This window comes from Adlercreutzia caecimuris B7, assembly GCF_000403355.2.
Classification (GTDB): Bacteria; Actinomycetota; Coriobacteriia; order Coriobacteriales; family Eggerthellaceae; genus Adlercreutzia; species Adlercreutzia caecimuris.
This window is the reverse complement of the sequence record NZ_KE159646.1, coordinates 1817788-1841898: the sequence shown is the minus strand read 5'-3', so window position 1 is coordinate 1841898 and position 24111 is coordinate 1817788. Positions and strand designations below refer to the sequence as shown.

Here is a 24111-nt window from a genome sequence, read left to right as displayed (position 1 = left end):
CATTCGATTGGTTTCCGCATCTCTTTTATTTCTCTATTTCGCAATTTTGCGCAGTAAACTCCGCGAGATAGACACCTTTGTCGCAAGACCTAACGCGACTCAGTTTTCCGAACTTTTTTACCTGGGAAAACGCCGTCGAAGTATAAGTTTCAACCCACATGTAGCGAAGTCGGCGACGCGCAATATCTATCTCGCGGAGTTTACTGCGCAAAATCGGCCATTTCGGAAACACGCGCCGACGTTCGCCTCCCTTTGACGCTTCAAAGGGAAAGGCGGAGAAACTCAGACGGCCGTGAATACGGCCCTCTCCCCTGAGCCGTCGCGGCTTTTGCGCCGTGCGCCCTTATAATCGTCCGATCAGAGAGAACCTTCGCGCTCGGGAGAGGACGCAATATGGCAGTGAAGATCGGCTTGGTGGGCACCGGCACCGTGGGTGGCGGCTGCATCGACATCATCTTGAAGCACGGCGACGCCTTCCGCCGCCACTTCGGCATCGACCTGGAGCTGGCCCGCGTGTGCTCGCTCTCATCGGAAGAGGCCGAGGCCCACGGCGTGGGGCACCTGTTCACCGACAACTTCAACAACATCATCAACGACCCCGAGATCGACATCGTGGTGGAGCTCATCGGCGGCACCACCATCGCCCGCACCGTGGTGCTGAACGCGCTGGCGGCGGGGAAGAATGTGGTCACGGCCAACAAGGCGCTCATGGCCACCCATGGCAAGGAGGTCATGGATGCTGCGGCAGCCGCGGGCAAGGAGCTGGCCTTCGAGGCGTCCGTGGGCGGCGGCATTCCCATCATCGACCCGCTGAAGCACTCGCTTATTGCCAACGAGATCACTTCGGTCATGGGCATCGTGAACGGCACCACCAACTACATGCTCACCCGCATGGCCGACAACGGCCTGTCCTACGAGAATGCGCTGGCCGAGGCTCAGGAGAAGGGCTTCGCCGAGGCCGACCCCACGGCAGACGTGGGCGGGTTCGATGCGGCCGCCAAGATCGCCATTCTGGCCTCCATCGCCTTCAACTCGCGCGTGACCTTGGACGACGTGTTCACCGACGGCATCACCAACATCTCGCCCGTGGACATCGAGGCGGCTCGCGACATGGGCTACGTCATCAAGCTTTTGGCCATCGCCCATCGCCGCGAGGGCGGCGTGGACGTGCGCGTGCATCCCACCATGATTCCCGAGAGCCATCAGCTGGCCACGGTGAACGGCGTGTTCAACGCCATCTACGTGGTGGGCGACTTCGTGGGCGAGACCATGTTCTTCGGCGAAGGTGCCGGTGCCGGTGCGGCGGCCAGCGCGGTGATGGGCGATGTGCTGGAAGTGGCGCGTCACATTCAGCAGGGCGTGGCTCCCATCGTGGGCTGCACCTGCACTGATGAGCTGCCCATCCTGCCCATGGACGAGCTGGTCATGCGCTACTACCTGCGCTTCTCGGTGACCGATCGTCCCGGCGTCCTGGAGACCATGGCCGGCGTGTTCGCTCGTCACAACATCTCGGTGAAGTCCATCGTGCAGCGCGGCCGCTCGGGTGCCGAGCGGGTTGACCAGGTAGTGGTCACCCATCGCTGCAGCGAGCGCGACATCCGCGAGGCCTTGGAAGAGGCCCTCTCCCTGGACAACGTGGTGCTGGACACTCCCTCGGTCATCCGCGTGGAGGAGTAACTTGTTCCGTGCGCCCTGACGGGGCGCACGGGCCGCCCGACGCTGCGAGGCTCTGGCCCGTTTCATCTTCACCCTTGTTTTGCACGCGGCGTTGGCCGAAGCCGGCTTGGCGCAAAGGCGGGCGAATCTGAAACGCGCCAGAGCTTCTCGCTGACTTTGCCAGGAATGTGAGGTTGCAGAAAATGAGTGGTATCGGTGTTATCTTCGACTGCGACGGGACGCTCGTGGATTCCATGGGCGCGTGGCACGACGTGGACCGCACGCTGGCGGCCGAGGCGGGCATTACGCTGACCAAGGAAGACGCCGACGCCATCACCACCATGTCGCTGTCCGAGGCCTCCGCCTACCTGCACGAGCAGTGCGGCCTGGGGGTCAGCAGCGAGGACGTGCTCGCCATGATCTTCGAGCGCATGCGCGCCTTCTACGCCAACGAGGTGGAAGCCCGGCCCGGCGCGCTCGCCTTCGTGCAGGGCCTGCACGCGCGCGGCGTGCCCATGGCCGTGGCCTCCTCCACGCCGGCCGACATGCTGGCCATCTGCGTTGAGCGCTGCGGGTTCGCCCCCTATATGAAGGCCGTCGTGTCGGTGGACGACCTGCGCACCAGCAAGCGCGAGCCGGCCGTTTACGACCACGCGCGCAGCTTCCTCGGCACCGACCGCGCCCACACCTGGGGCTTCGAGGACGCCACTTATGCCCTGGACACCCTGCGGGCCGCGGGTTTTCGCACCGGCGCCATCTACGACAACGACATCTCCGGCACCCGCGAGGCCCTGCTCGCCCGCGCCGACTTCCTCATCGCCAGCTGGGAAGACCTCAGCCCCGACGAGTTCCTGGAGAAGGCCGGGGAATAGCCGCGCCATAAAAGTATTCCTCATTCGGTATATTTTCCTCCACGCTATTCCGCAAGAAAAGTATTCCGCACTCGGAACATTTATCAACTTTTGCGCTCTCTTCTGGCGGCTCGGCGTAAAGCGACATTATTGTAAGGGACGCGCAACGGGCCGGTAAGTTGCGGCTGTCATAGTGGTCTCATCGAAAATGTTCCGCACGGAAAGGAGATCTACCATGATTGCCATCGTTGCCGGAGTCGCCCTGTTCGCCCTCGCCACCGCCGCCATGGCCGGCTGCATCGGCGCCGCCACCCTGTAGGGCATGTCGCACCCCTTCCTCCAAGGGCCGATCCACTGGGTCGGCCCTTTGTGTTTGCCCAGTTCATACGCGCTGTTAGCGATCGTTGCTTGCCTGGCGGCGCGAATATGGTAGCGTGGTGGGAGAGAAGCGATGAAGGAGGTGGCCATGCTGAAGGACAACCTGCGGAAGTACCGTGAGCAGAAGGGGTTCTCCCAAGAGCAGCTGGCTGACGAGGTGCATGTGGTGCGGCAGACCGTCTCGAAGTGGGAGCGCGGGAAGTCGGTGCCTGATGCGAGCATGCTGGTGGCGTTGACCCGGGCCCTCGAGGTAACTGCGGCCGACTTGCTGGGAGAGTCGGTCGTGTGGGCGCAAAGCCAGGAGGAGCTGGCCCTTGAGGCAGGGCTTTTGAAGGAGCGCGTCTCGCAGAAGGATCGTAGCGAGCGCATCTACCGCTGGTCTGTTGTGGCTCTTGCCGTTGCTTGTGCGGTGGTGCTGGCGACGGGCATCGTCTACGCGCTCGCCAACGAGGCGGGGAAGTTCGCCAGCGGATTCGAGCACGGCTTCAAGCTGGAAGGCACGTGGATATCCGAGCGGCCTGACCAACGGTCAACCTATCTCTCCTTTGGCTTCGCCGACGACGAGGGCGGGGTGTGGCAGTTGGCTCGTCTTGACGAGGGGACGCCGCCTGTCAACGGCTACTTCAGGAAAACCGGTGATCCGAATGTATATGTGCTGCAGAACGAGGAGGGCCAGGAGGTGGGATGGGCACACGTGGCCTTTACAAGCTCCTTCGGTGGAAACATCGACGGGCTCGCCTACGTGCAGTACCAAGACACGTGCTACCAAGTGAGGCGCATGGACGACTTCGTCAATCATTACGCGCAAGACTATTCGTCGGCATGGGGCGTGATGGCGGATCGTGCCCGGGAAGGGGCCGCTGAAGGCATACAGGGCTCCGACGATTGGCTGAAGGAGTGGTTTGCCGAGTAGCCAATCCCGTGCCGCACCTCTCCCTCCAAGGGCCGATCCACTGGGTCGGCCCTTTTCGTTTGGCCGTACCCAAGCTCTCGCGACCTGCCGTCCAGGTCGCACCCGTTGTCGGACAAGCCGGCGCCGACCCCTCCGCAAGCCCTGCCGTCTCGTCTTCGAGCGGCGGGGCTTTTTTATGTCGCCAATCGTCGAAAAAGTCAACGATGATGAATTAACTTATGATAGTATTATTCGTTACGAATAATACTATCAAGAAAGGAGGAAGCGTGAACCTGACTTTCAAAGGGTTTCTGCGTTTGCACTGTCGTGAGCTCACCGGCTTGAAGACCGACAACCTGCGGAAACTCCGCGATTCCGTCGCGACGTCCATGCCGGCTGCGGCCGAGGCCCTCATGGTGTTCGCGGCGGTTCAGGGCAAGGCCCGATACCTGGCCGCCATCAGCGAGGGTACGTGGATGGAGCGCAGCTACGCGCAGATGGCCGACTGCTTAGACGATCCCGAAGAGGTGTCGTTCTTCCTGCAGTCGGCCGAAGCGCCGCCGCGGTATCGCGCGGTGTGGAGCGCCTACATAGCCAAGCGCTACGCCATCGCGGGGGAGCGCCTCGTTATTGCGGGTATGAGGGAGAAAACGTTGCAGGCCATGAAGGGCCGCGGTGTAACGGTGTACCGCCTCTGCAAGGACTTGGGCCTGAACAAGGGAAACATCTACGCGTTTCTCGGCAAAGGCGACGATACGAAGGTGAGCCAGGGCACCGCGCGGCGCATCCTGGAGTACGCCTGCAAGGCTTCGTAGGGGAGAAAGAGGGCGCGGGGCGACCGGAAGGAGGCGCCCCGCGCGAGAGAAGAAGGCTATTTGTCGCCGAAGGTGAAGATGCCGATCTGCGTGGTGCCGTCTTCGGCGTACACGGGAATGGCGTCGGAAGCATCCTCGGCGTCGAACTGCTCCCAGTAGGCGTAGCCGTCGATTCCGGAATCGGCCACGATGCCCACCAGATCGGGAACGGCCCCGCGCTCGACATCCTCGTAGGTGCCGAGCGTCTGCCCGTGCTCGTTCACAGAAAGCTCGGGAGCGAGAGAGCGGGTTCTAATGGGGTTGCAGGAAAGCTGTCCCTGAACGTTCTTGATTTGCACTCGACCCCGAGAGGTGCAGCCGAGGGTAACCGCGGGGGTTTGCTTTTTTACGGTAAGGCTCGTTCCTTTGGAGTTGCTCATCCAGTTGCTTGCCGCTGCAATGGCCAGGTTGGTTTCTTTTACTGCGATAGCGCGTGCCTGCATTGTTCCAGCCGAGACGGTCTTGCTTGCAGTTATCTGCGTATATACACAAGGATCCGAGCCTGCGGAGAAACCAGATTTATAAGTATAGGTAACACCGCTCACTGTCTTCTTAAGAGGTGTTCCCCATTTTATTATGGCTGCAAAAGCCGAGGCAGGATGCGCAAAAATACCGAGGCAGGTAATTCCTGCGGCGATTAAAAAGCTTCGGCGATCAATGCCCGTGCTGCGTTTTTCAGAGCTCATTGGTCCTCATTTCGGTCTAGAGAGAAATAGGTAAGACGGAAGCCGGCGCGGCTGTACAACCGATCAGCGATGTCCTCGCGCGTTGGATAGTCGTCAAAGTTGATCGTGTAGGCGACGGGGCTGCCCGCTGACGGCGTGACGACAATCTCGCAATTGCGAAGGTCTTTTATCATGTTGATGGCATCAGTCGGATCCCATGTCCAGCCCGATGGAACGGTGGTTCCGTTCATGAAGTCTGCATGGGTTAAGCTGGTGCGGTAGATGGCGTAGGCGCTCACCTGCCCAGAAACGATCTTTGTTTGGATCGAGGCCGACCCGGGCTCCGATTCCTCGCCGGGAAACCATTCGGTTGACAAGAGCGTGTTTTCTGCCCCATTAAGACTCACCGTTGCGTCTCCCGCGGGGTTCCCCGGCAGTGCAAGCAGAATAGGCACGGTGATGTAAACACCGTCGTCGGCTTCAAATATCCCCTCGCTATTGTGATCGAACTGGATGCGCTGATACGGAAGGAGGGGAGACGATGCGGTGGCGATGCTGTGTTCTCTATCGACGGTAGGGGCAATGCCCGCCACCGCGAACAGCGCGACGCCTACGGCCACGACGGCGCAGGCGGCGGCCCTCAGCGCGAAGGGCGCTCTCATGCCGATCCAGCTCGGGCGCTTTTTGGGCTTAGGCGCAGGCAAAGCCGTCTTCTCCGCCATCGGGGCGACGGCTGGAGCCTCGGCTGCGGCGGCCTCTCTTTGGGCTTGCTCGGCCCTCAGAGCCCGAATGATCCGCATCGTCTCGTTGCGGGCCTCGTCCCCGAAGGTCAGCGTGCGGGTCTGCTTGCGGTACGTCTCGAATCGTCTTCTTGTCGATCTTCTCACGGTCTTCCTCCTTTCTCTGTTTCAGCTCGGCTTCAACTAAGCGTTTCAGCTTCTTGCAGGCGCGGCATAGCCGAGTGCCGGTCGCGCCGTAGGACCACCCGGTGATCTTCGCGATCTCCCGAAGTGACAGGTCCTCGGCATACCGTAAGTGTACGGCGCGCCGGTCATCTTCCGAGAGTGTGGCCACGTGGCGCCAAAGGAAGTGGTCCTCGTCGAGCTCTACTTCGCTTTGGCTGAGCAGCGCCCGGTCGCCTATGAGCCGCTCGATGGCGTCGGGCTCGGTCGGATCTACCAGGTCGATGGCTACCCTTTTCTCGCGCCGTTGGCGGTCGATGCAGTCGTTTTGCACCACCCGAATGAGCCAGCAGCGCACGTGGTCGTCGTCCTTGAAGTTCGTCTCGCTTTTGAACAGCTTGATGAATGCCTCCTGCGTCGCATCGCGTGCCTCTTCCTCGGAGTTCAGCATGCTGCATGCGGTGCGAAACAGGGCGTCGCTGTGGGCGCGCATGGCGTCTTCTATGAATTGGTCGCTCCTCAAAGGCCGTCACCTCCTCTCCGGGTTGCGGACGAGCCGTTGCGCAATGCGCAGGAAATTTCTTCCTACTCTCTATCACGTTTGGGAAGGCGGTTTTATTACAGAAATCCAAAATATTTTGAAAAAGATCATATTTAGCCGTTGAACAGGAAATTTTCGAAATTTTTCACGAAACCTGTAATAATTCCCGCCTCCCGTTCGTGTCTAGGGGTGAGAGGAAAATTTCCGGAAAATCTCAGTACTCTCATTCGACATGTCGAAAGAAAGGGGTCTTCAATGAGGAGCTGTGCTTTAGGATCGAGTGTAATGTCGGTGGCAGTCGCTGCGCTTTTAGCGCTTTGCGGTTGCTCGTCCCCGTCGTCCGAAGAAGCGGATTCTGCCGGAAAGGGAAACGGCGAGAGCACTGTTTTCGCGCAGGCGGTTTCCGAGGTGAGCAGAGAGGGGTCGAGTGCGGAAAAGGGGGTCAACTCCTCCGGTCAGACCTATGGGTCCGCGCTCGATGTGGTGATTCCCGCCGACTTCGACGGAACGGTGGAGGAGACGAAGCAGTTCTATCCCGACTTAATCGCTGCCCAGAACTCTGATGGCGTAGAAGGCTACATCACTGTCGACGACTTCTTCGGTGACATGCCCTCCTCCCCAGAAAGGGCCGTACAGGGCGAGTACAGGAAAACGCTGGATGGCGTTACCCTTTTCGACAAGGACGGCAAAACGATTCTCGGAACAATGTGAATGGAAAGAGGCTAATTATGATAAACACCGCAATGTCGCGACGCGCTTTCATGGCTTCGGCAGTGGGTGCTGCCGCCCTCCTAGGCGTGGCTGGTCTGCCTGAGGCTGCGCACGCGGCAACGTCGTCCTCGATGAAAAAGGTAGTGTCACGAAAGTTGGTGTAGCGCCCCGATCGGCGAGGGCGGTCGCAGACTGTCCGAGCCGATCGGGAACATCGCCAGAGAACCCCATTCTACACTATCGTCAGGCCGCCCTCCTCTCGCATCCCTCGTCGGCAAGGACCACCGTTATTATGCGGGCGGCGTGCTCGGCTGCGGTGCCGTCGTAGGACGGGGCGGGCGCCGGGGCCCATTTTGAGCGGTCCTCGTAGGCCTCCGCGATGGAGTCGCCGTCGAACCACCGGCGGCACGCCCACTCCTCGTCCATCTCGGAGAGGACGGCGCCGATGAGCCTGATCAGGGACTTCCTGGACGGGAACACCTGCACCACGCGGGCGCGGCGCTTGATCTCGCGGTTGGCGCGCTCCTGCACGTTGTTGGTGCGCAGGCGGCGCCGGTGCGCCGGAGGGAAGTCCAGGTGGGCCAGCGCGTCCGGCTCGGCCTCCTCCAGGAGATCCCCCACCGCCGCGTTGGCGGCGCCCAGCTCCCCGGCGGCCAGGTGGTAGAGCTCCCGCACCAGGTCGGGGTCGCTCTCCGCGAACACGGCCGAGAGCACCGAGCCGATCAGGCGCCTCTCCCGCCTGTTTCGCCCGAGCGCGCAGGCGTTGCGCTCCAGGTGGACGATGCAGCGCTGCCACGCGGCGCCCGGGAACACCTCCTCTATCGCGCGGCGCAGGCCCGCGTGGGCGTCGGAGGTGACGCAGAGCACCCCGGCGACGCCGCGCTCCCGCAGCGAGAGCAGGAAGGACCGCCACGAGGCGTAGTCCTCGGCGTCCACGGCCTCCAGGCCCAGGAGGGCCCGGTGGCCCGTGTCGGCTGCTCCGATGGCGGTGGCCACCGCGCAGCTGGACACGTGGCCGCCGTCGCGGCACTTGACGTAGGTCGCGTCTATCCAGAGATACGGGAACCGCACGCCCCCGAAGGAGCGCTCCCGCAGGTCGGAGACGGTCGCGTCCAGCGCCTCGCAGATGCGGGACACCTGGCTGGCGCTCATGCGGTCGGCTCCGAGCGTGCGGGCGACCCGCTCGACCTTGCGCGTGGAGACGCCGCTCGCCACCATCTCGGCCACCGCCGCCACGACCGCCCGGTCGACCCTGCTGTAGCGGTCGATGAGGTCGTTCGGGAAGAACGTCCCGCGCCTGAGCTTGGGTATCCTGAGCGTGATCGGCCCCACGCTCGTGAGCAGGCGGCGCTCGCGGTAGCCGTTGCGCTGGTTGCCCTCGGCGCAGGCGTCGTCGGCCTGGGCGTCCATCACCTCGTTGACGAGCGCCTCCGCGAGCGTGCGCACGAGCTCGTTCAGGTTGACCATGCCGTCGTCGAATCTGGGAATCTCGGGCATCGGCCCCTGCAAAGCTGGTAAAGTGTCCATTGCGGTCATCGCCTTTCTCGAATCGTTTACTTCGCAATAAAGGATTCTAGCGATGGCCGTTTCTCATTGGCCGGCTATTCGGCCGGAGAAACGATCGTTACACCAACATTCGGCACACGATCATGAAAAAGACCATTGATGGTCGGCAATATACAGTGAAGGCGACGGCCCATACGCTGGGCAGTGCCGGCTATACGTTTGGCACCATCTCAACTTCTGCGGCTGTTGCGGCTGGTCGCATTGGGGTCGAATCGCGACTATTTCGTGCCGGCGGTAATCTTGTTTCAGCGGGTAAAGTCATTTCAAAAAAGAAGTGCGCAAGCGTAGCCGCAGGTGCCTCTTATACAATCCCGTCAAACGCCTATGTAAGAGGCGTTCAAGCGACTGCTACGGGATTTGTCTGGCGTCCCAAAACGGAGAGCTATGCATCATTTACATGTGCGAAAACGCCGTATGCGATGGCTTCTAAGGCTAAAACTCAGATAGAGTACGGCGTAAACGAAGCCGATCAAACGCTTGGAAACCTGTACCTAGCCACTGTTTGTGAGGTGGCCCCTCCGGATCTGGTTGCCGCCGAAGGCATCGGTGGTCGAGAAGGCTATATTTATTATGCGGACCTGGAGGCCACAACCCCATCATCTCCCGAAGAGGCGATGAGGGCGGCTGGTGGTGCGCCGGTACGCATTCCCGTGTATCTTGCGGATGGAGTGACGAAAATCGACGAGTTCGAGATTCACTTCGAGTAGCGTAAATTGGATCCGACAAGCATGCAAGTAATTGTTGGCGCTTGCATCGGATACGTTCGGTCCATAGAGGATCGCAAGGGATGAGAGGAAATCTTTCCCGAGGGCCCAGCCTCGGTCAGTGACGACTGGCTGGGGCGACACGATTGAAGAAAGGAAAAAGAAATGGCTCAGAAAGTGTTGGGGCAGCATAATGGCCTATGTATTGCGCTGGCGGTAATGCTTGCTTTGGCGGCACTTGCGTTGGTTCCTGCATCGCAGGCACATGCGGCTGAAAAAAGTTGGTCGTTTTCTTTTCTAGGAACAAAGACTTTTTATTCATCCATAGCTCAAAAAACAGTGACAGGCAGCGCTTCAGCGACAATCCAGAAAGCAAGGTCAAATGTGTTCATGCTTAAAAACGGAAAAGTAGTACTAAGAGTACGAAATTCAAAGAACGAAATGGCCTCAGACTCTAAAACATATACGTCATACTGCACAAAGAAGATGGCATATTGGTCAGGTTTTGGTGGTAAGAAAAACTATTACAAGTTGGCTGGCCAACTTGATTCAACAAGCGGAACGAAATCGGCTTATGCGGGTGGGACGTGGCGCCCATAAAGCATAGCCAGCTGCTTGGGCTAGTTTGATGCAAAAGGAGAGGTTAGCGAGAAATGGTTAAAAAAAACCGCGGAGTAGCAATTGTCGTTGGCCTCTGCTTGATACCGTCGATGCTCTCGGGTTGCTTGTCCGAGAGCATCGACGGAAGTGTCGTGGCGGCACCTTCGTTTGAGTATGGGATAGATACGACAACGTACGATTCAATGCGTTCAACAACCCCTCACCATATTAACGAGACCGTGGCCGATGCGATTTTCGTTGATGCCGAGGTTATACTTCCCGAAGCCATAGGGGTTGCCGTTTATAATGCCGAGCCAGCTCTTTTGGGTGTTCAAGATAGGGCATTCCGAGCGTTTTTTCCGGAAGAACAGCCTGATGAAGTACCCGCCGATTCACTTTATTGGAAATATGACGACTTGACTGACCTTCAATATGAGGAGGATGGGGGCGACGGTATTCTTGTGGGATGCGATTCTGTCGGGTTTAGCGTGGGCGACTTCGTCGAACGATATGACGCAATAGATTTTAACATGCCCGACGGGGCTCTCTTGGCTCCTTACGCGCAGGAGGAGTTAGTCCAGTTTTCCTCTCAAGAGGCCGTTGAGCATGCTCAAGCCCTTCTGAGAAGTTTTGGCATAAACGAGGTGTCGTCGATAGAGGTTTATGCATTAAGCGCGGGCTCAATGCAGCAGGTCAAGGAAGATTATGTTCTGAGTATGCAGAGGTCTTACGAAGAATTGGACGATTTTGACACTGGTGTATATGCGCAAGACTTGGCGGAGCTAGAACGTATGCGCAACATTGTTTACACAACTGAAGACGAGATGTACTCAGTGCATGTGCACCTGACGTCAAAGGGGGTGCCACTAAATACTACATCCTATGGCAACAGGCTTGGCATGCGCTACGAGGGGGATGAGCATGTAGATATGAGCTTTCTTCATATATATGTCGGAAAAGAAGGAATTCGGCGCGTTGACTCAAGAAATCTCTTCACAGTTGGATCAAAGATTCAGGGTAAAGATCGTTTGATTTCTGTGGACGAAGCGCTGAACGTCTTGGCGACAAAGTTTGGCTCGATCGTGGGAACTGATTCCATGCACATAGATGAAATTTCTCTTGAATACTGCGCAATGCCCGATTCGGGAAGTGAAACGGGCATCGTGTTGGTGCCGGCCTGGGTGTTTCAGAACGCCGATGACCCCGATTACGGCATTCGCGTTAATGCTTTGACGGCGGAGGTGATCTAGGGCCATGGCGTCTCTTGCCTCCGAAATGCGGCGCGCCTTCATCTCGCCTCTATTCTTAGTGGGAGTGGCGGTGTCCTTTGCGGGGCTGCTCTTTTCGGGTGTTCCGGACCTTTCCGCAGGGGAGGCCTCGTCGATGGACGCCCTTGCGGTTTTTCGTTTTGCCTACTGCTTCAACAACTCTTTCTGGTTCGTGGTAGTTGGTGCGGCCCTGCCCTTTTCGGGCTCCTTCTGCGAGGACTACCGCTCGGGCGAGTTGCGCTTCCTGCTTGTGCGCGAGAGCCGGTGGCGCTATCTGCTGAGCAAGCTTGCGGCGTGCGCTGTGTCAGGCGGCGCTGTGGTAGTGCTTGCGTGCAGCTTGTTCTTCGGACTGTGTGCGAGCCTCCGTCCCGAAGTGGTTTCCTTGGAAACGGGGGAATGGCGAGATCTGGCAGGCTACGAGCCTTTTGTCGAGCTGCTCGTGGAGGGCAACACGGCTCTCTACTGGGTGCTGTTCTGTTGCTCCCAGTTTTGCTACGGTGCTTTCTGGGCGGCTTTCGGGTTCACGGTTTCCCTGTTCGCGCTTTATCGGTATGCGGCCTATGCGGCGCCTTTCATAGGGGCAATCGCCTTCGTGCAGATCATTCACCTCGGCCTGTGGCCCGCGCGGCTCAACTTGGCCTCGTTGGCCTATGCCCAAAGCTTCGGGGGTTCTCTCCAAACGCTGCTGATTGTGGCTGGGGTTTACGGGGCGCTCTGTTTTGTGATGCTGCTGGTGTGCGGGGGGCGCTTAAAGGCGGTGGTGGACCGTGCGTAATAGACCGATCGGAACTGGCGGTCTTCGTGCGGCGTGGATGCTGACGCGATCCGTCGTGGCTCGTGTCCTTCTTTCCAGGCGCATGCTTCTCGTCCTGCTCGTTGAGGCGATGCCGCTCTGGGATTTGCTGTCTCCCATCGGCGGTCTCGTAACCGAGCTTGGGTATCGGGTTGGGCCATGGCTCTTCACCTTCGTGGCCAGCGATCCCGTTTGCCAGGCGTTCTTCGCTTTTGGCCTGCTGTTTTTGCTGGCCGACGCTCCCTTTGTCTCAGCCGATGAGGCCATGATCGTGGTGCGGGCAAGTCGCGCACGGTGGGCGGCGAGTCGGCTTATGGCGATCGCTCTGATAACAGCTGGCTACTACGGGTGTCTTCTGGTGCTGTCATGGCTGCTCGTGGCTCCTTGGATGACATTCACGTTGGATGGCTGGGGCGTGGTGATTACGACGTTGGCCGAGACTGATGCGGCCCAAGCGGCGGCAATGAGCCTGGGCTTCGATGCCGGCATCGTCGGCTCGCTGCCGCCATTAGGTGCGTTGGGGCTGACACTTGGGTTTGAAGTGCTGGGTGGCGTGCTGCTCGGGCTGATCATCGCGGCGGTGAATGCTTGTACGGGTACGCGCATTGGGCTGGCGCCGGCGGCTTTCGTCGTCCTCTTCGATCTGCTCGCGCTCAACACGTTGCCCTATATCGTGTTCAATTTCTCCCCTGTTTCCCATGCCCGTATACAGCTTTTGGATTTTGTGGGCACGTCGGCGTATCTTCCAACGGTCGGAAACGCGCTCCTGTTTGATTTGACGGCGACGGTGGTCGTCGGTGCGATTGCGGTGTGGGCCATGAAGCGAATGGATATTCAGCTACAGGTTCGAGATTGATATGGGAAGGTGAAGAGCATGCAGCAGAACCGGGGAGTGATCAAAGCATCTATGGACGTAGTAGCTGTTGAGCGGGGCATCGGTCGGTCTGGAGGGTTTGATGGGGTCTCGCATCCGTGCGCCCTTGCCTTCGATGGTCTGACGAAGTGCTACGGCGAGGCCACGGTGCTCGATGGCGTCTCGGCCTCTTTCGAGGCGGGGAAGATTCACGGACTCATCGGGCGCAACGGCTCGGGCAAGACGGTGCTGCTGAAATGCCTGTGCGGCCTTGTGCGGTTCGACGAGGGGAGCATCCAGATTCGCGGCGGCGAGGCGGCACCTTACCGGCGGCTGCCGGAGGGTATCGGCGTGATCATCGAGACGCCGGGCTTCTCGCCTCAATACAGCGGTCTACGCAACCTGATGTATCTAGCACGGCTGCAGAACCGAGCTGGCAAAGAAGAGGTGCGGAAGGCGATCGAGGCTGTGGGCCTTGACCCCGACAGTCGCAAGCATGTGGGGAAGTACTCGCTGGGTATGCGGCAGCGCCTCGGCATTGCCCAAGCGTTCATGGAAGGGCAGGATATTTTGCTTCTAGACGAGCCGATGAACGGCCTCGACAAGCAGGGGCTTGCCGACATGCGCCAATTGTTCCTGCAGCTGAAAGAGGAGGGGCGTACCATCGTGCTCGCAAGCCACAGTAGCGAGGACATCGGCATTTTGTGCGATACCGTGCACGAGCTGGAGCACGGCCGCCTGGAGCGGATACGCTAGGAGTCGGGTGCGCGAGGCCTTGGGGGTATGGGCCGGTGGCTGGCATGAGCCTTGCTCGTGTGGCATCTGAACAGGAAATTTTCGAAATTTTTCACGAAACCTGTAATAATTCCCGCCTCCCGTTCGTGTCTAAGGGTGAGAGGAAAATTTTCCCGAAGATATGTCTCCGAAGTGAATGACGATTTACGGCAACGGGGCATAACCACTTGTAAGTGCGAAAGGAGCTGCGATGACAGCCTTGAAAAGGAATGCCGGTGCGTTTCTCCTCGCTGCGGCTATGGCAGTGTTGCTGTGTTTGGCGGTGACGCCAGGATCGGCTTTCGGAGACGATGCTATTTCCAAGACGACCATTGGTACGGCGGCGGAAGAGTATTTGGAAAGTATGGCTAATTTGCTCGCGACTGGTACTCCTGAGCAAGAATCCGCCGCCTTCATCAGAGCGAAGAAATCTATTTCCGATTCAGAAATGCAGCGGGAATTGCGGAAGGAGATTTGCAATTGGAGGGAGCGACTAAAGCCAGATGTTGAGTACTCTTCGGCATCTTCAAATCTCACCATCGAAGCTCAACGCGTTGACGAAGACGGAAGAATACTTGTTGATGCCATAGAGGAAACCATGCTTATTAATAAACATTCTGGGGTTGAGCAACGTTTCGGTGGTCGCCACGTTTTTGTTTTTGAGGGTCAAGGGAAGGATTGGACGCTGGTGGAGGATCGCCAAATTGATCCAACCGGCCTACTTCCCGAGGGAAAGGATTTGAGATTTGTTTATGGCGGCGAAGAGGAAGTTTCTCCCGGAGAAGAGGGCGATGCTGTCGCGCTAAGTGAGATATCTGGTGAACCCGTCGACTGCTTGCCTGAAGTGGAGGCATCCACTGCTAAACCTGAAGATCTTGGCGAGGATGCATCTCAGATTGCCCCTCAAGCGGTTGCTCCGACCGGCTATGACGCTATAAAAGCGGCGAAATATCTTGAGAAGTACTATCTGCATCCAAATATACATGCGATGTGTAAAAAACGGTTTGAACTGGTGAAACCTTCGGGCTACTTCGCCCAATCGACCACATTTGAGGCGATCGCGGCAACGTTTCGGCCCTCGAGAACCTCGTCGATAGCGCCCTCGCTCTTGCCGTCGAGGTAATACGCGAGCTCTCCGGTTCCGCTATCAGCAACGAACAAGCTGACAAGCTCGCCGTCCCTTATAACCGCATCGAACATGAGGCTGTCGTCGGTGTATCCGCTTACCTTGCCGCCGTGGTTCGTCGTGATGGTGATCATTGCCGCCCCTTCCGTCGTTTCCTTATGTCTTAACTATAACGCAAACGTTAGAATAAGGCAAGCGAGAATGGCGAGAAAGTTCAGGAAATATCGCGCCGGGAAATGCGGGCGACGATCGCGCAGGACACGTGGAGGAACGCCCGCCATGCGTAGAGCAGGCCGATCCATGCGAGGCGAAGGACTGCAACGACGAACAGTACGAGGCCCACGGCCAGCAGCGTGCATATTGCAAGTGTCAACATAGCAATCTCTTATATCACGCTCGGCTTATCATCCACTCATAGAGCGGTGCGGGGTTTTCGTATTCTGCCGGCACGAAAGCGACCTCCTCGGGGTGATCCATCTCGTCGATGTCGAAACGTCGAATCACAAACCCGTCGTGCGGCTTTGTAAGCTGGCCGGCAGTGCCCCATTCGATCTGCATCTCCGCTGCCTTCCACGGTTCACTAAAGTACTTCTCCCAGTTTGTCATAGCTCCTCCTTATGACTTCCGGCGCCGTCGCTGTTCGATCGTGCGCAGCCGTCTCCTTACCATCTACGCCCGGATCGCGGTGGGTTCTTCGCGCGATCCTTCACGGCTTCCGCCGATACCATCCACATCTTCCCGAACTTCTGGGCGGCAAGGTTGCCAGAAATGCAGAGCTGGCGCACCCGGCTCTGGTTTACCCCGAGCTCTTTTGCGGCGTCGGCAACCGTCATCCATTCGCTCATACTGCCTCCTCCCGTTTCCAGTCAAACACGATGCACTCGCCCTCGTCGGCGTTTCGGTCGATGATCCAGATGTGATGGTGTATCCAGTATTCGGCATCGCCGTTGTTTGTCGCCAGCCTCTCCGCCATCTTTACAGCTGCGCGCAGGTCCTTATATACCGAGCGGTTGTCATTGAACCTGCGATCTCCTCGGACCTTCGACGTCGCGTCGATTTTCAATAGATACGGCTTCTCGTAGCGTGTCATGTTCACTCCTCCTTATCCCGGACAAAACCTTACTTAGCGGCCGCGCGCCCGAGATTGAAAGCATCCTCGAGCGCCTGCTGAATACCCCAAACAGAACCCCAGAAGAAGTCCTCGTCGTCGCACTTGCGCTCCTCGAGGTCGCCACGGCCATCAACCCCCGGCAAGTTCTTCGCTGCGATCTCGTAGATGCTGCGCTGCTGAGCTTTCGTCAGCTTCTTCTCGATTCCGCGCCCGAAGTTGAAAGCGCCCTCGAGTGCCCACTGGGTTCCCCATACGGAAAGATCAAGAAAGTCGGCGTTGTCGCTGTGGCGGGTCTCAAGGTCACCTCGCTCGGCAACTGCTGGCATGTTCTTCTCGGCAATCTCATACAGCTTGCGAGCCTGCGTTTCGGTCATCTTCGTCATCGTCTGCCCCTTCCGTCGTTTCCTTATGTCTTAACTATAACGCAAACGTTAGAATAAGGCAAGCGAGAATGGCGAGAAAGTTCAGGAAAAGTTCGGCGAAAGTTCGGAAGCTACCGCAGCCACACCTCGATGTGGGGCTGGCCGCCCTTCTCCTTGCGGTATTCGATGCGATCCAGCAGGCGCTTCAGCACCTCGTTCACCTCGCGGGCGCGCCCCTCGTAGTCCTCGACCTCGGCGATGGCCTGCCGCAGGTAGGTCATGCGCTGCTCGGTGTCGAGCATCCCCTCTGCCTCGCCCCGGAGCATGGCCGCCTGCTTGCGGTCCTCTTTGATGCGCTCGTCGAGCCGGACCTTGCGCGCGTAGAAGTCCTCGTCCTCTATGAAGCCCTTCTCCACGAGCCGGAACAGCCGCTCGATGCCCGCCTGCGCCTCGGCGGCGTCGGCCTCCATGAGGTCCGCCCGCTTGAGCGTGGCCTTGCGCTCGTCCTCGCCCTCGTCGTCGGCCACGGCCATGTCGGCGCACACCGCCTGCAGGCTCTCGGACAGGAGCGCCATGACGTCGGCCACGGTGGCGCCCGTCTGCCAGCACTCGCGCCGGTTCACGCTGGGGTGCGTGTAGCGCTCGGGTATGCCCTCGCCGCACGTGACGCGGTGCATGGCACGCCCGCACCCGGCGCACACCAGAAGCCCGGCGAGCGGATCGCGCTGCTCGTACGAGCGGCGCTTGCGCGTCTCGTGGGTGATGTTCGCCACGGCCGCCGCCCACAGCTCCTCGGACACGATGCCCTCGTGCAGGCCCTTCTCGAGCACCACGTCCTCGTCGTCGGCGCGGTAGCGCCGCTTCACCTTCTGGAAGTCGGAGGTGAACTCCGTGACCGTTTTCTGCAGCCCCCAGCGTACGTAGCCCTTGTTCACGGGGTTGCGGATGATCTGGGCGATGGTTAGGGCCGTCCACAGGCCGCCGGTGGGCGACGGGACGCCGCGCGCGTTCAGGTCGTCGGCGATGCGCCCGCAGGTGGTCCTGCCGGCGGCGAGCTCCTCGTACCACGACACCACGAGCGGCGCGTCGGAGTTCGGGCGGATCGTCTTGCGGCGGTCCACGACGATTTTGTCCCAGCCGAAGGGCGCCCGGGCCGCGAGGTACTGGCCCTCGGTCGATTTATTCACCTTGCCGTTTGCGAAGCGGTAATTGATGCGTCCGAGCTCCTGCCGCCCCATGAGCAGCTCAATCTCGAGCATGAACATATCCTGCTCGATGGTGGGGTCATAGATGCGCTGCGGTGTGATGATGAGCGTGCGCGAGTAGGTGAACGACGAGAGGATCGTGCCGCGATCCACGGGGTCGCCGCGTGTCAGGCGCTCGCCGGACACCACGAGCACCCCCACGTAATAGCCCGCCGACACCTTCTCGACCAAGCGCAGGACGTTGTGGCACTCGGCGAGAATCTCGCCGGACTGCAGCTCGCGGTAGATGTCCTCCTCCGCGATCCTGATGCCGAAGCTGTCCGCGAGGCGGTTCAGCTGCCCCTCATGGTAGCGCAGCGTCTCGTACTGGCCCTCGGCCTCCGCTTCCTCGTCCTCGCGGCTTTTTCGCAAAAGCATCGCATAGCGCCCCGGGGGAAGCGTGATAGAATATGACAAACCGCTCCCTCCTTAACTGGTTGGGCAGATGGTTTATTTGGCGAGACCACGCGTAGGGCTGCAACCCGTAGCGCGTGGTCTTTTATTTTGTCAGGCGTCCCACATGTGGCCGCAGTTCTGACATACGGCAACCGCCTTGTTCTTCACCTTCGTCTTGTTCGTGCCCTTGCTCTTCTTCCAGAAGAGATTCGACATGCCAAGCGTGCTAACGGCAGTGACAGCGCGCGCGGCATTGTTCATATGGCCTCCGAAGCCCACGCCCTTCTTCGACGTTTTCTCCGAGTCTTGTGCCATCTGGACAATCACGTTCTCCGAGTTGCACTTCGGGCATTCCATGGTTTCTCCTTCCGCCCTATGCTTTAGGCTCCCATCGCGGTCTGTAGCGGTATATCTTCTCCGCTATTTTTTTCTACCCTAACGTCAGGGCTGCCGGCCATGAGCCGGGCCGATGCCACCAGCGTGTCCTTGCCGCCCTCGTTCATGCTTTCGAAGTAGCCGTTGAGGGCCGTCTGCCTCACGTCCGAATACTCCGGCGCCGTGGGCGGCGTTCCGTAGTAGAGCTCCTCGGCTGTCATCCCTAATCCCTCCGCGATCTTGATAAAGATGCTGATGCCGATGTTTTCGAATGCCGTTTTTCCGCTAATGATCGCGTAGAGCGTTGACGGCGTTATGTCGTTCTCCCTTGCGAAGGGCGCAACCTTAATCCCTCGCTCGGAGAAAAGGTCCTGGATGCGGTTAGTCATGGTTTGGGCCTCCTCTCGGGCACTGATTATACATGAGGGCAGAAGAAAATTACACTAAAACTAAAAATCTCCCGTTTGTACCTTGCCATTCTTTAGGAATAGTGTATTCTCTAACTCGGAAGTTATGCCACAGCATAATTTCGGCATCTTGAGAATCGAATAGGCACGAACATGGCGGCAGAAACGGAGCTGCCCATGAAGATAACGATAGAGGGCGATCCGTCCGAGGTTCGCGACGTCCTCAAGGACATAGAGGGCCACGAACGGATCGCCCCGGAGGGGCTGTTATCGACCCGCGAGCTCGCCAAGCTGCTCGGCATCCATCCGAGCCGCGTGCAGAGGCTCGCCTCAGACGGCATCTTTGACAGGATGCAAGACGAGAATGGCTACAGCGCCTACGACGCTGCGGCGTCGGTGAAGAGCTACTGCGCTCACATGAGGGCGAACGTGCACCGCAAGGATGCGAAAGAGGTCCTCGCTGCGTATCGCGAAGCCGAGCCGAAGCTCGTCGAGGTCATCCTCGAGCAGCTAGAAAAGCGAGCAGAGCCTCTGTCTTGACGTTCACGAGCTCGTCGGCGTAGTCGAAAAGCAGCTCGATGGTCTCGGAGTCGATGCCGTGGCTTTCTGCCGCGCGCTTCAATCTATCCTGCGCGGCTTTGAGCTCGCCGTCGATCGCCAAACCGTAGTAGTAATCCCTGAAATCTTCCACGTTTCACCTCCTCTCACATGCACGAAAGATTCTACCAGCCGCCATGTTCGCGCCTATTCGACCGACAGGAAAGGAGCAGAAGATGGCACGCAAGCTACCCCCGGTATACCCCAACCTCGCCGCCGAGATGACGCGCGACAACGTGTCGCGCGAGGACATCGCGCGCGTGGTGGGAAAGACGTCCGAGTGCGTCGGCGGGTGGATCACCGGCAAGTCCGGCGAGTTCCCCATCTCCGGCGCGATCGCCGTGCAGGCGACGTTCTGGCCGACCATCCCCATGTGCGAGCTGTTCAAGCGCGTGGAACCCGAGGCGGAAGAGGTGGCGGCATGACGATCGAGACCATCGGCATGTGCGCGCTGGCCGCGATCGTCGCCGCCGTCGTTCTGGCCGTGTGCATCGTGATCGTGGGCATCGCCGCGACGATCGCCGTGCGCCTCTACCGCGAAGCCGGGAAGGGGGCCGGAAATGGCCGTCGAGATATTCACGATCTCCGAAGCCGCTGAGGTGATGGGGATAACCCAGAAAGCGATGCGCCGGCGCGTAGAGCGACGCTGCATCTCCTGCCAGAAGATCGGAGGGCGCTGGATCGTGGCGCTCGACCCCGACGACTTCAGGAAGAAAGAACCAACCGCCAAATAAGCCATCTGACCGAACACAAGGAAATAGGAGGGGAACCATGGCAAAGAAAGCCGCCGCAGACGCGACCGCCATGCGCGCAGGCGTCCACGACGTATCGTGCGCCCACGGCACCGCCCGCGTCCACGTACCCCGCAACCGCACAGCCCGCGACATAGCCCGCGCGTTCCGTCCGCTAACTCACGGGGCGCTTCAGGGGGTGGTCGCGGATGCCGCGTAAAAAAGAATGCGCCCGGCTCGCTAAAACCAAGGGCGCAAACGTCATAAAGACGAGCCCATTTTACCAGCAGGCCGCTCCCGCGCGCAAGAGGGAGGTGGTCTAGCGTGGGAAACATCATCACCATACCGAGAGGGACCGCAGCAGAGGCGCCGAAGCGGCGCAACCCGCTGCGCAGCATGGTCCCGTTCCCCATCATCGGGGCGAAGGACGCCCCGCAGAAGATCGAGCGCACGACCTTGCGCCGCAACGTCACCACCGAGAGCGATCCGGTGCCGTGCCCGGACGTCCGGGCCATCATGGCCGAGAACGCCCGCCTGCGCGCCGACAACGGCATCCTGCGCAACCAGCTGAAGGTATACGAGATGCGCTACGGGGCGCTCGCATGAGCCCGCAGCTCTCGTTCGACCCCATGGGCTACGACTTCATCATCGTGCGCAACGTGGGCGTCTTCTGTCGCCTCGAGCCGTGGAAGCTCGAGGGCAGGCTCGAGGACGCGATGCACGGCGTCGTGGAGGACCTCTTCAACTCGAAGGAGGCAAGCTACGGCGAGGGCGAGTTCGCACTCGGCTTCATCGCCGCGCTCGACGTGCTGGCGCGCGGGAACCTCCGGCTCGCCAAGGCCGAGGACCGCTCGGAGCTCGCCGAAACGGTGCAGCGCGCGTTCCGCGCCATGCACGGCAAGATGGAGCCGGACCGCATAACCGACGTCATGGAGAAAGCCTGCGAGAAGATCGTCGAGCACGATCGGGAGCGGGGGCGCAGGTGAAGCGCCGCAAGCTCGTCAAACAGGACAAGGACGGCATCTACTTCACCCGGCCCTACCTCGGCATGAACAAGGTGACCAAGAAGCCGATCCGGCCGTACAAGCGCTTCCCGCAGGCGCGCACCGAGGCCGAGGCCGAGAAGCTCGCCGAACGGTGGCTCGAGCAGCAAACTGAGGCAGCCAAGTTCGGCGTCTCGTCGCGGATCGTCGAGCTCATCGAGAGCTACATCGACCTCATGGCCGCCCAGCGCGTGCCGAAGAACACCATCAAGACGCACCGCTCAACGCTGCGATGCTATATCGCGCCCAACGTCGGCTCGATGCGCGCCGACGAGTTCACGTCGGCCACGGCGCAGCAGCTGTACAGCGTGGTGCTCATGCAGGAGAGCCGCCGGGGCGGCACCATATCGCCCAACACCGTCCTCAAGATTCACTGGCTCCTGCAGGGCGCGTTCAAGCACTTCGCGGCCCACGGGATCGTTGACAACAACCCGATGCTCTCCGTGCCGTCGTGGATGCCCGACGTCGCCGAGGCGAAAGCCTACGACGAGGCGCAGGCGGCGAAGCTGACCGCCTACCTCAAGGGAGCGATGCGCTGCACCGACACCTCCCCGGAGGCGATCCGCGCGCGCATGGTGGCGTTCGCCACCTACATCGGCTACTGGCACGGGACCCGCGCCGGCGAGACGTGCGCCATATCCACGACAGACGCGCAGCTGTGGAGGTCTAACCTGCACATCCACTGCACGATGGTCGAGGACGACGGCGAGGTCATCCGGCAGGAAAAGACCAAGGGCAAGAAGAGCCGCAACATCACCATCTACGAGGACCCGGTGGCCGAGTTCCGCCGGCACCTCGAATGGGCCGACGAGGTGGTGCCCCATGCCGGCGACGTGCTGCGCATGGTGGTGACCACGCCAGACGGCGGATACATGCGCGCCTCGGACCTCTCGCACTACTTCGACGACCAGATACGCGATCCGCTGGGGCTTCCGGCGGACACGCACTTTCACACCCTGCGGCACACGCACGCCACGTGGATGATCCTCAACGGCGCCAACCTCGTCGAGGTGAAGGAGCGGCTGGGGCACGCCAAGGAATCAACAAGCCTCGCCCTCTACGGGCACCTCATGCCCGGCCGCGACGCGGCTGCGGTCGAGGCGTTCGCCGAGTTCGCCCGAAGGGCCGAGCAGATGGAAGGAGGTGCCCTATGAAGGAACAGAAGATGGGGATCGACTACTTCTGCATCGAGACCGACATCAAAGACGACGACAAGGTGTTCGCGCTGCGCTACCTCTACGCCACCAAGGCGGGAGGCTACGATGCGGGCGCGGGCTATGCGGCGTTCGGACGCCTCATCGACCTGCTGGCCGACATATACCGCGAGGGCTTCGCGGCGGAGATGTCGCTGCAGCGTCGCGTGCGCCTGTCCCAGCAAATGGGCTACACGCCGGAGGAGCTGGACGCGTTCATAGCCGACTGCGTGGACGTGGGGCTGTTCGATCGCGGCATATGGGAGCAGGCGAAGGTGCTCACCTCGCGCGGCATCCAGCGGCGCTACTACATCGTGGCGAGCCGGCGAACGGGGACCATCCCCGAGTCGCAAAGGCGGTGGCTTCTGCCCGACGAAGAGGGCGACGGGGGCAAGATGCTGCCGCCTGCTACAACGCCGCAACATGATGTTACATCTTGCACACATGATGATGCACCATGCGACGACATGCCCGAAGCCGACGAGAACGGCGAGAAACCGCAGGCAGGGCATTCTGTTACATCATGCACACATGATGCTGCAACGTTGCAACACGATGAGGAATCCTGCCCCCTAAGAGAAGAGAAGAGAAGAGAAGAGAAGGAAAGAGAAGAGAACTTAAACGAAAGAGAAGATGAAGAGAAGGCCCGCGACATCGACGCGGCCATCTCGAACCTCTCCAAGGCTCTCCGAACCCCTCCCGACTCGCGAACCAAGCGCCAGCAGCAGCCATACCCCCTCTCCTGCCTCTCGCAGATGCGCGGCGAGGCCCTCTACGACGACGGCATGGGCAAGATGCACGACACCCCGTGGGACGCCCTCGTGATGCACCTGCGATACAAGGCCCCGGACTGCGACGTCGCCAGCTTCGCCGCCGCCGTGTCCGCCACATGCCCCGCCACATGCCCGGAGGACGCCGAGTGCACCGGTCGGTGCTTCGAGCTCATATCCGGCGCCCTCGACAAGTTCAACCGAAACAAATGCGGCTCCCCGATCCCGCTCGTGCGGAAGGTGCTCACCGAGGACCGCGAGAAGGGAGCGAGATGATCCGCGAGACCCCCAACTTCACCTTCGAGCAGGAGCTCGCCTGCCCCCGCTGCGGCGGGATGCTCCGGAAGCTCTACGTGCAGGACAACCGTGGCCGGCACAAGCGGCAGGTGCAGACGGGCAAGCGCCCCGAGAAGAAGGGGCCGTGGGGTCCCGACGACGTGCTGGAGGAGGTCACCGAAAAGACCGGCCGCTACACCGCGCGGCGCACGGGACGGGTTTGGGTGCACAAGGTCGAGTTCATGTGCTCGAAGTGCTGCTGCCACATCTCGCGCGGTCAGGCCGTGCCCCACGAGTTCGCCGAGGACGAGCTGCCGTACGACTTCTACCAAGAGCCGTACGGCGAGTACCTGCCCGAGGAGGAGCCGAAGCCCGAAGAGACCGCGACCGATCCGGGCGACCCCTACGACCTGTCCGACCTGTTCTAGGAGGCGACGACATGACCAAGAAACGACGCAAACCACCCATCGCG

Annotated in this window: 33 protein-coding genes and 1 pseudogene; 21 read left to right on the top strand and 13 right to left on the bottom strand. The window is 60.2% G+C overall.

Features of this window, described 5'->3' with window-relative positions:
* Positions 1 to 393: 393 nt before the first annotated feature.
* The 4 genes from C811_RS11480 to C811_RS11470 all read left to right on the top strand — a co-directional run bounded on the left by C811_RS11480 (position 394) and on the right by C811_RS11470 (position 4592).
* A complete protein-coding gene (locus C811_RS11480) occupies positions 394 to 1677 on the top strand; it encodes a homoserine dehydrogenase (protein WP_016309790.1) in 1284 nt (427 codons plus the stop codon).
* 182 nt (positions 1678 to 1859) lie between these two features.
* Positions 1860 to 2528, top strand: coding sequence for an HAD family hydrolase (locus C811_RS11475; protein WP_016309789.1), 669 nt, complete (start codon positions 1860 to 1862; stop codon positions 2526 to 2528).
* A gap of 445 nt (positions 2529 to 2973) precedes the next feature.
* Entirely contained in the window at positions 2974 to 3798 is an 825-nt protein-coding gene (locus C811_RS15910) for a helix-turn-helix domain-containing protein (protein ID WP_016309787.1), read from the top strand.
* 266 nt (positions 3799 to 4064) lie between these two features.
* Complete coding sequence (locus C811_RS11470; RefSeq protein WP_016309786.1) at positions 4065 to 4592, top strand: hypothetical protein; 528 nt, start codon at positions 4065 to 4067, stop codon at positions 4590 to 4592.
* 56 nt (positions 4593 to 4648) lie between these two features.
* Here C811_RS11470 and C811_RS16650 read toward each other — a convergent pair whose 3' ends face one another.
* The 3 genes and pseudogenes from C811_RS16650 to C811_RS17280 all read right to left on the bottom strand — a co-directional run.
* On the bottom strand, positions 4649 to 5317 hold the full coding sequence (locus C811_RS16650) for a hypothetical protein (protein WP_156997091.1): 669 nt from the start codon (positions 5315 to 5317) through the stop codon (positions 4649 to 4651).
* On the bottom strand, positions 5314 to 6183 hold the full coding sequence (locus C811_RS11460) for a hypothetical protein (RefSeq protein WP_244874323.1): 870 nt from the start codon (positions 6181 to 6183) through the stop codon (positions 5314 to 5316). The genes C811_RS16650 and C811_RS11460 overlap by 4 nt, the downstream gene beginning before the upstream one ends.
* 55 nt (positions 6184 to 6238) lie before the next feature.
* A pseudogene (locus tag C811_RS17280) lies at positions 6239 to 6649 on the bottom strand (RNA polymerase sigma factor); the annotation flags it as partial.
* A 375-nt stretch (positions 6650 to 7024) separates the two neighbouring features.
* Between C811_RS17280 and C811_RS11455 the strand changes: the two are divergent.
* Entirely contained in the window at positions 7025 to 7450 is a 426-nt protein-coding gene (locus C811_RS11455) for a hypothetical protein (RefSeq protein ID WP_016309782.1), read from the top strand.
* Positions 7451 to 7693: 243 nt separating this feature from the next.
* On the opposite strand, the gene C811_RS11450 is transcribed toward C811_RS11455, so the two are convergent.
* Positions 7694 to 8977, bottom strand: coding sequence for an IS256 family transposase (locus tag C811_RS11450; protein ID WP_022926507.1), 1284 nt, complete (start codon positions 8975 to 8977; stop codon positions 7694 to 7696).
* Between the two features lie 122 nt (positions 8978 to 9099).
* On the opposite strand from C811_RS11450, the gene C811_RS16645 reads away from it, so the two are divergent.
* From C811_RS16645 to C811_RS16635, 7 genes are all read left to right on the top strand, one after another.
* On the top strand, positions 9100 to 9723 hold the full coding sequence (locus C811_RS16645; protein WP_016309781.1) for a hypothetical protein: 624 nt from the start codon (positions 9100 to 9102) through the stop codon (positions 9721 to 9723).
* Between the two features lie 162 nt (positions 9724 to 9885).
* Complete coding sequence (locus C811_RS16640) at positions 9886 to 10320, top strand: hypothetical protein (RefSeq protein ID WP_156997089.1); 435 nt, start codon at positions 9886 to 9888, stop codon at positions 10318 to 10320.
* 53 nt (positions 10321 to 10373) lie between these two features.
* Positions 10374 to 11570, top strand: a complete 1197-nt coding sequence (locus C811_RS11445; protein WP_016309780.1) for a hypothetical protein — start codon at positions 10374 to 10376, stop codon at positions 11568 to 11570.
* 4 nt (positions 11571 to 11574) lie between these two features.
* Positions 11575 to 12363, top strand: coding sequence for a hypothetical protein (locus C811_RS11440; RefSeq protein ID WP_016309779.1), 789 nt, complete (start codon positions 11575 to 11577; stop codon positions 12361 to 12363).
* A gap of 82 nt (positions 12364 to 12445) precedes the next feature.
* Complete coding sequence (locus tag C811_RS11435; protein ID WP_156997088.1) at positions 12446 to 13237, top strand: hypothetical protein; 792 nt, start codon at positions 12446 to 12448, stop codon at positions 13235 to 13237.
* A gap of 18 nt (positions 13238 to 13255) precedes the next feature.
* Positions 13256 to 13990 (top strand): ATP-binding cassette domain-containing protein, encoded by a 735-nt coding sequence (locus tag C811_RS11430; RefSeq protein WP_016309777.1) that lies wholly within the window; start codon positions 13256 to 13258, stop codon positions 13988 to 13990.
* A 229-nt stretch (positions 13991 to 14219) separates the two neighbouring features.
* Complete coding sequence (locus C811_RS16635) at positions 14220 to 15131, top strand: hypothetical protein (RefSeq protein ID WP_016309776.1); 912 nt, start codon at positions 14220 to 14222, stop codon at positions 15129 to 15131.
* Between the two features lie 217 nt (positions 15132 to 15348).
* On the opposite strand, the gene C811_RS16630 is transcribed toward C811_RS16635, so the two are convergent.
* From C811_RS16630 to C811_RS11395, 8 genes are all read right to left on the bottom strand, one after another.
* Positions 15349 to 15510, bottom strand: a complete 162-nt coding sequence (locus C811_RS16630; RefSeq protein WP_016309774.1) for a hypothetical protein — start codon at positions 15508 to 15510, stop codon at positions 15349 to 15351.
* A 14-nt stretch (positions 15511 to 15524) separates the two neighbouring features.
* Positions 15525 to 15740 carry a hypothetical protein gene (locus C811_RS11420; RefSeq protein WP_016309773.1) on the bottom strand — a complete coding sequence of 72 codons (216 nt, stop codon included), beginning with the start codon at positions 15738 to 15740 and terminating at the stop codon, positions 15525 to 15527.
* A 56-nt stretch (positions 15741 to 15796) separates the two neighbouring features.
* Positions 15797 to 15979, bottom strand: coding sequence for a helix-turn-helix domain-containing protein (locus C811_RS11415; RefSeq protein ID WP_016309772.1), 183 nt, complete (start codon positions 15977 to 15979; stop codon positions 15797 to 15799).
* Complete coding sequence (locus C811_RS11410; protein ID WP_016309771.1) at positions 15976 to 16224, bottom strand: hypothetical protein; 249 nt, start codon at positions 16222 to 16224, stop codon at positions 15976 to 15978. Before C811_RS11410 ends, C811_RS11415 begins: the two co-directional genes overlap by 4 nt.
* A 29-nt stretch (positions 16225 to 16253) precedes the next feature.
* Positions 16254 to 16628, bottom strand: a complete 375-nt coding sequence (locus C811_RS16930) for a DUF6900 domain-containing protein (RefSeq protein WP_016309770.1) — start codon at positions 16626 to 16628, stop codon at positions 16254 to 16256.
* A 110-nt stretch (positions 16629 to 16738) separates the two neighbouring features.
* A complete protein-coding gene (locus C811_RS11405) occupies positions 16739 to 18268 on the bottom strand; it encodes a recombinase family protein (RefSeq protein ID WP_016309769.1) in 1530 nt (509 codons plus the stop codon).
* 90 nt (positions 18269 to 18358) lie between these two features.
* Entirely contained in the window at positions 18359 to 18604 is a 246-nt protein-coding gene (locus C811_RS11400; RefSeq protein WP_016309768.1) for a hypothetical protein, read from the bottom strand.
* 23 nt (positions 18605 to 18627) lie between these two features.
* Positions 18628 to 19011, bottom strand: coding sequence for a helix-turn-helix domain-containing protein (locus C811_RS11395; protein WP_016309767.1), 384 nt, complete (start codon positions 19009 to 19011; stop codon positions 18628 to 18630).
* Positions 19012 to 19182: 171 nt separating this feature from the next.
* Here C811_RS11395 and C811_RS11390 point away from each other — a divergent pair, with 171 nt between their 5' ends.
* A complete protein-coding gene (locus C811_RS11390; RefSeq protein WP_031325241.1) occupies positions 19183 to 19569 on the top strand; it encodes a DNA-binding protein in 387 nt (128 codons plus the stop codon).
* Here C811_RS11390 and C811_RS11385 read toward each other — a convergent pair.
* Entirely contained in the window at positions 19526 to 19720 is a 195-nt protein-coding gene (locus tag C811_RS11385) for a hypothetical protein (protein ID WP_016309765.1), read from the bottom strand. The two genes, C811_RS11390 and C811_RS11385, sit on opposite strands and share 44 nt — an antisense overlap.
* 82 nt (positions 19721 to 19802) lie before the next feature.
* Here C811_RS11385 and C811_RS11380 point away from each other — a divergent pair, with 82 nt between their 5' ends.
* The 8 genes from C811_RS11380 to C811_RS11350 all read left to right on the top strand — a co-directional run bounded on the left by C811_RS11380 (position 19803) and on the right by C811_RS11350 (position 24067).
* Complete coding sequence (locus C811_RS11380) at positions 19803 to 20051, top strand: hypothetical protein (protein WP_016309764.1); 249 nt, start codon at positions 19803 to 19805, stop codon at positions 20049 to 20051.
* The gene (locus tag C811_RS16620; protein WP_016309763.1) at positions 20048 to 20224 is read left to right on the top strand and encodes a hypothetical protein; all 177 of its coding nucleotides are present in this window, start codon (positions 20048 to 20050) and stop codon (positions 20222 to 20224) included. Before C811_RS11380 ends, C811_RS16620 begins: the two co-directional genes overlap by 4 nt.
* Positions 20187 to 20360 (top strand): MerR family transcriptional regulator, encoded by a 174-nt coding sequence (locus C811_RS16615; RefSeq protein ID WP_016309762.1) that lies wholly within the window; start codon positions 20187 to 20189, stop codon positions 20358 to 20360. The genes C811_RS16620 and C811_RS16615 overlap by 38 nt, the downstream gene beginning before the upstream one ends.
* Before the next feature lie 321 nt (positions 20361 to 20681).
* Positions 20682 to 20963, top strand: a complete 282-nt coding sequence (locus C811_RS11370; RefSeq protein WP_016309760.1) for a hypothetical protein — start codon at positions 20682 to 20684, stop codon at positions 20961 to 20963.
* Positions 20960 to 21343: a P-loop NTPase family protein gene (locus tag C811_RS11365; RefSeq protein WP_016309759.1), complete on the top strand. Its 384-nt coding sequence runs from the start codon at positions 20960 to 20962 to the stop codon at positions 21341 to 21343. The genes C811_RS11370 and C811_RS11365 overlap by 4 nt, the downstream gene beginning before the upstream one ends.
* The gene (locus tag C811_RS11360; RefSeq protein ID WP_016309758.1) at positions 21340 to 22554 is read left to right on the top strand and encodes a tyrosine-type recombinase/integrase; all 1215 of its coding nucleotides are present in this window, start codon (positions 21340 to 21342) and stop codon (positions 22552 to 22554) included. Before C811_RS11365 ends, C811_RS11360 begins: the two co-directional genes overlap by 4 nt.
* On the top strand, positions 22551 to 23639 hold the full coding sequence (locus tag C811_RS11355; RefSeq protein WP_016309757.1) for a DUF4373 domain-containing protein: 1089 nt from the start codon (positions 22551 to 22553) through the stop codon (positions 23637 to 23639). The genes C811_RS11360 and C811_RS11355 overlap by 4 nt, the downstream gene beginning before the upstream one ends.
* Entirely contained in the window at positions 23636 to 24067 is a 432-nt protein-coding gene (locus C811_RS11350; protein ID WP_016309756.1) for a hypothetical protein, read from the top strand. Before C811_RS11355 ends, C811_RS11350 begins: the two co-directional genes overlap by 4 nt.
* Positions 24068 to 24111 lie beyond the last annotated feature (44 nt).

Excerpts from the sequence above, each read along its gene's own strand:
- C811_RS11480 (WP_016309790.1), top strand. The coding sequence starts at position 394 with ATGGCAGTGAAGATCGGCTTGGTGGGCACCGGCACCGTGGGTGGCGGC.
- C811_RS11475 (WP_016309789.1), top strand. The coding sequence starts at position 1,860 with ATGAGTGGTATCGGTGTTATCTTCGACTGCGACGGGACGCTCGTGGAT.
- C811_RS15910 (WP_016309787.1), top strand. The coding sequence starts at position 2,974 with ATGCTGAAGGACAACCTGCGGAAGTACCGTGAGCAGAAGGGGTTCTCC.
- C811_RS16650 (WP_156997091.1), bottom strand. The coding sequence starts at position 5,317 with ATGAGCTCTGAAAAACGCAGCACGGGCATTGATCGCCGAAGCTTTTTA.
- C811_RS11455 (WP_016309782.1), top strand. The coding sequence starts at position 7,025 with ATGTCGGTGGCAGTCGCTGCGCTTTTAGCGCTTTGCGGTTGCTCGTCC.
- C811_RS11450 (WP_022926507.1), bottom strand. The coding sequence starts at position 8,977 with ATGGACACTTTACCAGCTTTGCAGGGGCCGATGCCCGAGATTCCCAGA.
- C811_RS16645 (WP_016309781.1), top strand. The coding sequence starts at position 9,100 with ATGAAAAAGACCATTGATGGTCGGCAATATACAGTGAAGGCGACGGCC.
- C811_RS16640 (WP_156997089.1), top strand. The coding sequence starts at position 9,886 with ATGGCTCAGAAAGTGTTGGGGCAGCATAATGGCCTATGTATTGCGCTG.
- C811_RS11445 (WP_016309780.1), top strand. The coding sequence starts at position 10,374 with ATGGTTAAAAAAAACCGCGGAGTAGCAATTGTCGTTGGCCTCTGCTTG.
- C811_RS11440 (WP_016309779.1), top strand. The coding sequence starts at position 11,575 with ATGGCGTCTCTTGCCTCCGAAATGCGGCGCGCCTTCATCTCGCCTCTA.
- C811_RS11435 (WP_156997088.1), top strand. The coding sequence starts at position 12,446 with ATGCTTCTCGTCCTGCTCGTTGAGGCGATGCCGCTCTGGGATTTGCTG.
- C811_RS11430 (WP_016309777.1), top strand. The coding sequence starts at position 13,256 with ATGCAGCAGAACCGGGGAGTGATCAAAGCATCTATGGACGTAGTAGCT.
- C811_RS16635 (WP_016309776.1), top strand. The coding sequence starts at position 14,220 with ATGACAGCCTTGAAAAGGAATGCCGGTGCGTTTCTCCTCGCTGCGGCT.
- C811_RS16630 (WP_016309774.1), bottom strand. The coding sequence starts at position 15,510 with ATGTTGACACTTGCAATATGCACGCTGCTGGCCGTGGGCCTCGTACTG.
- C811_RS11420 (WP_016309773.1), bottom strand. The coding sequence starts at position 15,740 with ATGACAAACTGGGAGAAGTACTTTAGTGAACCGTGGAAGGCAGCGGAG.
- C811_RS11415 (WP_016309772.1), bottom strand. The coding sequence starts at position 15,979 with ATGAGCGAATGGATGACGGTTGCCGACGCCGCAAAAGAGCTCGGGGTA.
- C811_RS11410 (WP_016309771.1), bottom strand. The coding sequence starts at position 16,224 with ATGACACGCTACGAGAAGCCGTATCTATTGAAAATCGACGCGACGTCG.
- C811_RS16930 (WP_016309770.1), bottom strand. The coding sequence starts at position 16,628 with ATGACGAAGATGACCGAAACGCAGGCTCGCAAGCTGTATGAGATTGCC.
- C811_RS11400 (WP_016309768.1), bottom strand. The coding sequence starts at position 18,604 with ATGGAATGCCCGAAGTGCAACTCGGAGAACGTGATTGTCCAGATGGCA.
- C811_RS11395 (WP_016309767.1), bottom strand. The coding sequence starts at position 19,011 with ATGACTAACCGCATCCAGGACCTTTTCTCCGAGCGAGGGATTAAGGTT.
- C811_RS11390 (WP_031325241.1), top strand. The coding sequence starts at position 19,183 with ATGGCGGCAGAAACGGAGCTGCCCATGAAGATAACGATAGAGGGCGAT.
- C811_RS11380 (WP_016309764.1), top strand. The coding sequence starts at position 19,803 with ATGGCACGCAAGCTACCCCCGGTATACCCCAACCTCGCCGCCGAGATG.
- C811_RS16620 (WP_016309763.1), top strand. The coding sequence starts at position 20,048 with ATGACGATCGAGACCATCGGCATGTGCGCGCTGGCCGCGATCGTCGCC.
- C811_RS16615 (WP_016309762.1), top strand. The coding sequence starts at position 20,187 with ATGGCCGTCGAGATATTCACGATCTCCGAAGCCGCTGAGGTGATGGGG.
- C811_RS11365 (WP_016309759.1), top strand. The coding sequence starts at position 20,960 with ATGAGCCCGCAGCTCTCGTTCGACCCCATGGGCTACGACTTCATCATC.
- C811_RS11355 (WP_016309757.1), top strand. The coding sequence starts at position 22,551 with ATGAAGGAACAGAAGATGGGGATCGACTACTTCTGCATCGAGACCGAC.
- C811_RS11350 (WP_016309756.1), top strand. The coding sequence starts at position 23,636 with ATGATCCGCGAGACCCCCAACTTCACCTTCGAGCAGGAGCTCGCCTGC.